The sequence below is a fragment of the Intestinibacter sp. genome (assembly GCF_051866655.1).
Taxonomy (GTDB): Bacteria; Bacillota; Clostridia; order Peptostreptococcales; family Peptostreptococcaceae; genus Intestinibacter.
This window is the reverse complement of sequence record NZ_JBJDXL010000253.1, coordinates 1-4,283: the sequence shown is the minus strand read 5'-3', so window position 1 is coordinate 4,283 and position 4,283 is coordinate 1. Positions and strand designations below refer to the sequence as shown.

Annotated in this window: 6 protein-coding genes; all 6 read left to right on the top strand. The window is 30.7% G+C overall.

The genetic code is table 11. The features are described 5' to 3' along the window. Positions 1 to 311 precede the first annotated feature (311 nt). Positions 312 to 692 carry a hypothetical protein gene (locus ACI3VO_RS07640; RefSeq protein ID WP_439757337.1) on the top strand — a complete coding sequence of 127 codons (381 nt, stop codon included), beginning with the start codon at positions 312 to 314 and terminating at the stop codon, positions 690 to 692. A gap of 36 nt (positions 693 to 728) precedes the next feature. Then, positions 729 to 1,157, top strand: coding sequence for an LAGLIDADG family homing endonuclease (locus ACI3VO_RS07635; RefSeq protein WP_439757336.1), 429 nt, complete (start codon positions 729 to 731; stop codon positions 1,155 to 1,157). 388 nt (positions 1,158 to 1,545) lie between these two features. Then, entirely contained in the window at positions 1,546 to 2,208 is a 663-nt protein-coding gene (locus ACI3VO_RS07630) for a vWA domain-containing protein (RefSeq protein ID WP_439757335.1), read from the top strand. Then, on the top strand, positions 2,205 to 2,477 hold the full coding sequence (locus tag ACI3VO_RS07625) for a sigma-70 factor domain-containing protein (protein WP_439757334.1): 273 nt from the start codon (positions 2,205 to 2,207) through the stop codon (positions 2,475 to 2,477). Before ACI3VO_RS07630 ends, ACI3VO_RS07625 begins: the two co-directional genes overlap by 4 nt. Positions 2,478 to 2,948: 471 nt before the next feature. Further along, positions 2,949 to 3,221 carry a hypothetical protein gene (locus ACI3VO_RS07620; protein WP_439757333.1) on the top strand — a complete coding sequence of 91 codons (273 nt, stop codon included), beginning with the start codon at positions 2,949 to 2,951 and terminating at the stop codon, positions 3,219 to 3,221. 551 nt (positions 3,222 to 3,772) lie between these two features. Continuing rightward, a partial coding sequence (locus tag ACI3VO_RS07615) for a sigma-70 family RNA polymerase sigma factor (protein WP_439757338.1) occupies positions 3,773 to 4,283 on the top strand: 511 nt, incomplete at its 3' end.

The following is a 4,283-nucleotide window of genomic DNA, read 5'->3' as shown; positions in this document are numbered from 1 at the left end:
AGGAAACTATAAGACTATCTCAACTCCAAATAGAAAATACTTTCTGGCATGAGGTTAGTTGAATAGCCTCCTTATATAGTAATATATATGTAAATAAAGACCTTAAATTGCGGGAAAAACTTTAGAGTTTAACATACTAAATGTTGAAAGTGATTTCAATATGGCTAAAAGTAATTATTTTAGGTATAGTAAAAAGTGTTAAAATTAGTTAATCCGCAGCAAAATTTCTTGTATAAATATCACAATTAATATATATTTGTACTATATAATACATAATATTCATGTTTTACAAATTTATATTAATTATGAGAATGAATAAATTAACAAACGAATTTAAGCCTAAAATTGTAGAACTTTATATAGATAAAAGGTATGGAGTAACAAAAGTTGCAGATATTTTAAATATTCCAGAAAAACCAATCAGAGAATTTTTAAGAACTGAAGGTTTATTAAGAAAAGTAGGAACAACAAAACTATATACTTGCAATGATAGTTATTTTCATAACATCATAACAGAACATCAAGCTTATTGGTTAGGTGTTTTGTTTGCTGATGGAAATGTAAGCAAAGAAGCTGAAACCCATTCAGGGCATATTATATTATCATCTAAGGATACTGAATGGGTAGAATTATTTAAACAAGATATAAATTATACTGGAAAAATTTACGAAGAAATACATAAAAATTTTTAGAAGAAAATTTCTAAAGTCAAGATTACTAGTGAACAAATGTTTAATGATTTAATTGACTTAGGGTGTGTTCCATCTAAATCTTTGATTATTAGAATACCTGCAATTTCAGAAAACTTAATCAGACATTTCATTCGCGGGTACTTTGATGGAGATGGTAGTGTTGGGATATATAAAAATAGTTCGAATGGAAATACTAGGACTCTACGTTCTAGCTTTTGTTCCGGATCCCAAGAATTTCTTGAAGCAATTATGTGTTATTTACCAACTAATAATCGAAAAGTTAAAAAAATTCCTAATAAAAATTTATATACGATTAACTTATCTGTTAATGATTCTATATCTTTATACAAGTATCTATATACAGATTCTACAATTTGCTTACAACGAAAAAGAGATAAATTTGAAAATTTTATACAAGAAAGATGTTCAGAGACTATAATAGGTCAATCCTTAGATAAGGATTAAGGTATAGTCCGATCTTTATAGAGATATAAAGTTAACATAATGTTTTCATGCCTTCCAGTTTCATAGCAAAGGCGAATATAGTGAAGCAGAAGCTGCCAGTTACGCAGGTATGATGACCGAACTTATAAAATCTAGCAATCTGAAAATTATTCCTAATGAATTGGTTAGTGATAAACCATTCTCTATTGTGGAGGACTCTAAATAGTTAAATAAAAAAGATGAAATTAATTAAAAGTAAAAAGGCAAGTATTAATTACTTGTCAAAGATTGTTAGCATAACCTCTTTTAGGGCGCATCCTAGCGCTGAAAAACTTAAATGCTTTCGCTTTCTGAACAAGGAGCAGGAACTCCTTGATAAAGGTGAAAGCAATATAGAAGACGAAGCATAATGAAAAATAATTTATTGCATATTTGTTTCGTACTTGACGAGAGTGGGTCAATGTACGGTTCTACTTCTGATGTAATCGGAGGTTTTCAGAAACTGGTAGATGAACAGAAGAATGTAGATTGCGGGGAGTGTATTGTGTCTGTATATAGGTTTTCTAATGAAGTTCATCAGGACTATCTAGGAAAGCCTATCGAAGAATTACCACAACTTAAATATTCTCCAGGAGGATGTACTGCCATGAACGATGGTATTGGTACTGCAATTGATGAGGTTGGTAAGTGGCTTTGTGCTATGGACGAATCTCAGCGTCCTTCTAAGAATCTAATTGTTATAATGACCGATGGAGAAGAGAACAGCTCTAAGAAGTACAAGCTAGAAACAGTTAGAGAGATGATAAAACATCAGGAGGAAAAATATAATTGGTCATTCATTTATATGGGAACTGATTTGGACTCTCTTGAGGATGCAGACAGTCTTGGAATAACTAAAAGATCGGTATCTTCTAGAGGGAATATTGTTAATAACTATGAGCATATAAATACTTATGCTGCACAATATAGACTCTCTGACGGTATCTCAGCTTGTGCTGAAACTACTCTAGCCAATGCTCTACAAGAAGATACTATTGCGTATTCAACTAGCAAAGGAATCTCTCTTAAATGAGAAGTTTCAAAATCTCTCAATCTATAACTGATAGGCAGGATGCATCCTTGAATTCTTATTTTAAGGATGTATCCCGTCAGCCTATGATTAGTCAAGAAGAGGAGATAAAACTTACAAAAAAGATAAAGGAAGGAAATGAGGCTGCAGTTAAGAAGCTAGTAGAAGCAAATTTACGCTTCGTAATTTCTGTAGCTAAACAATATCAAAATAAAGGACTAGCTCTAGTAGACCTCATACAAGAGGGAAATATTGGGTTAAATTTCTATTGACCTTAATTGCTTAATAATCTTACCAGATTACGTAGTTAAACATAAAAATTATCAAAATTTTTTAAGGTCCTTTAAAATTTTTGATTAATATTGTATATACTGATTTTATGTTTAATTGCGTCGGTGAAGCCTAAACAAAAATTTTGCATGGTAATACCGAGCCAAATTTTTATTCTTATGCACTTAATTTATAAAATTAATTTTCCAAGTAAAAAAGTCTATATAGGATAGACTAATAATTTAAAAAAGAGAATGACAGATCATTTAAAAGAAGCGAGAAATAACAGCAATTAGAAAGTATATAGAGCAATTCGTAAATATTCAATAACAAGAGATAATTTTGAAATAATTGAATAGAATATAGAAACGTAGGAACAAGCTAATGAAAGAGAAATATACTGGATTGCTTATTATAATTCATTTAAAAATGGTTATAATTCCACTCTAGGAGGAGATGTAGGCAACGGAGGAATGTTAAAAGGAGAGAATAGTTCTAAGGCAGCTTTTACAAACGAAGAGGTTAAAAAAATTAGACTAATTAGGGCTACTTTAAAATATACTAAAACAGAAGTATATGAAATGTATAAAAGTAGAATTTCAGAAGGAGGTTTTAATAAAATTTGGAATTATGAAACTTATACAGAAGTAGCTCCAGAATTAAATACTCCCGAAATTGCAGAATTTTATAAACATAATAGAATTTCTGGAAGTAAAAATAAGTGTAATAAATTTAACCAAGAATAGGTAAAAGAAATAAGGAATAAGTATTATATAGATGCTATAACATCTTACGACTTAGCGAAAGAATATAATGTTAATGCTAGTTGTATATAGAGATTAGTAGCAGGAAAAACTTATTCTGATATTCCTCTACCAGAACCATCTCTTAAATTTAAAAGAAAGAATCATATTTTTACCAAAATAGAAATAGAACAATTTATACAGGATTTTATTAATTCTGGCTTAAATATTAAAGGCTATTTGGAATTAATTTCTTAGAATGATAAAAATATTTTTGGAGGATTTTCTTATTCCGCGTTTCGTAAATTTATTTTAAATCAATTAAAAGCTCGCAATCTTAAATATGAAGCTAATGGAAAATGGGGTTTTAAAATTACGTGCAATGATTAAAAATGTGTGTGGAGGGCATCCCCTAAGTGATGAGCAGGGGAGTAGGGCTATTATTGGTACATAGCAGTATTTTAGGAAACGAAGTACTTTAAATGCCGAAACAGCAATCTAATTAATTTTAGAAGATGTGCCCCATACCTATATGAAAATATAGGATAATATGAATTGAAGCAGCCAGAAAATTCGATGAAACTAGAGGATTTAGATTTATCTCCTATGCAGTATGGTGGATCAGACAAGCTATTATAAAAGCCCTATCAGATCAATGTAGAACCATTAGGGTTCCTGCTAATCAGGTAGTTTGTATGAACAAAATAAACAAGGCTATAGAGCAGTTTGAACAACAACATGGGAGAAAACCTTCAACAGGAGAGTTAGAAGAGCTCACTAATATCGACTATGATAAGATTTGTTTGACAATGGCAGCAATGAATAGATCAGTTTCTTTAGAAAGTCCTATTAAGGATGAGGATGCTAGCTGTCTTCTTGACATCATTCCAAACGACGGAGCCATATCTACCGACGCAGAAGTATCTAGGAGTGATTTGTCAAATGAGATAGAGAGGATACTTTCGAAACTACCTTATAGAGATAGGGATATTCTTAGAATGTCTTTCGGTATAGGAATGAATCCTATGACTAATGAAGAAATTGCAAGACGTTTTGGAATAGGAA